Origin of the sequence: Mycolicibacter arupensis (genome assembly GCF_002086515.1) — a bacterium.
Classification (GTDB): Bacteria; Actinomycetota; Actinomycetes; order Mycobacteriales; family Mycobacteriaceae; genus Mycobacterium; species Mycobacterium arupense.
Genome location: NZ_MVHH01000114.1, coordinates 1 through 1,253 on the forward strand (window position 1 = coordinate 1; position 1,253 = coordinate 1,253).

Below are 1,253 nucleotides of genomic sequence, written 5' to 3' on the forward strand. Positions count from 1 at the left end.
CAATCAATCACATACGGCTCTAGAACAAAGTGGTCCGACTATCGGGGACCTGCCACCGTCACCGCACACCGGCTTAACTTGCCTCTTCCTGTCCGGAAGAGGTGTCTAAATTGGACACCACCCCAGGACGACCAGTTCTCCGACTGTCGGAGAACTGGCCCCGCTGCTCCCGCGGGCAGGACGTGGGCCGGTGGACTGCGGGGGCTAGATTCCCGACCATGACGACTTGGCTCACACGCAAAGAGGCCTCCGAATACGTGAAGGTCTCCGTCGACCTCATTCGCGCCGCAGTGAAGAACGGTGACCTACCCGCATACCCAGTTGGTAGCGGACGCCGGGAATACCGACTGACCGCCGAGGACATCGATACCTGGATGAAGTCCCGCAGTTGGGAGCCGAGAGAGAGCTACACCAACCTCGACTGAACTGCCGGGGCGGCCAACCTCGGTCGAGGTTCTGAAGAACCCCGACCGGACCGGTCTGGTTCTACAGAACCAGACCGGACGGGGGCTATGAGGACGGGACTCGGAGCGCTCTGGGCTACGGCCAGCTGTGCAGAATCCTTCAACATGGATGAGCAACCGGAACGCCACAAGACCTACAGTCTCGCCGAGGTCGCGGAGCTGGTTCTTCCACCGGAGATGAAGGACCCAGAACGTTGGCTACGCCGCCACCTCAACGCTGGCGACATCCGCGGCTACAAGACCGGCCGCATCTGGCGGATGACGCAGGCGCACCTGGACTGGCTACTTGACCACCTCAGCAACTCCGTGAAGGAACCAGCTCCGGCGGCAGAACCTAACCAACCTGGTGGGCCGGTGTCGATCTTCGAGGGAATGTCTAAACGAGCACAGGCCCGCATCCTGCGTCACCAGGCCAGCGGGGGGAACTAATCCATAGGATGCGGCTCGGTGCCCGGCCATACCCTTGGAGGCATGACTGACCACGAGCTTGCTGTCGAGCTGCTCACCGTCGTGTTCCCTGACGGGTGCCGGGTGATCGAGGGCGCGATGGCGGCGGGCGAGGACGTCGCCGCAGTCATCGACCTCGTTGAGCAGGCGGCTCTGAAATCCATTCCCCTGCCCCAGAACCTCGTGGACGCGGTCGCTGAGTTCGCCGACGATCCAGCAGCCCTTGATCCTGATGACATCGCCGCGATCCGCGAAGACCTAGCGACGATCGCCGCCCTGAGTGGACCTGGCAGGTCCCCGATAGTCGGACCACTTTGTTCTAGAGCCGTATGTGATTGATTG

General features: G+C 62.2%; 3 protein-coding genes. All 3 read left to right on the forward strand.

From position 1 onward, the window contains the following. The first annotated feature begins 218 nt into the window (after positions 1 to 218). A complete protein-coding gene (locus BST15_RS20905) occupies positions 219 to 425 on the forward strand; it encodes an excisionase family DNA-binding protein (RefSeq protein WP_046191545.1) in 207 nt (68 codons plus the stop codon). 144 nt (positions 426 to 569) lie between these two features. Next, positions 570 to 893, forward strand: a complete 324-nt coding sequence (locus BST15_RS20910) for a MerR family transcriptional regulator (RefSeq protein WP_046191543.1) — start codon at positions 570 to 572, stop codon at positions 891 to 893. Between the two features lie 42 nt (positions 894 to 935). Continuing rightward, on the forward strand, positions 936 to 1,250 hold the full coding sequence (locus BST15_RS20915; protein WP_046191544.1) for a hypothetical protein: 315 nt from the start codon (positions 936 to 938) through the stop codon (positions 1,248 to 1,250). Positions 1,251 to 1,253: the final 3 nt, after the last annotated feature.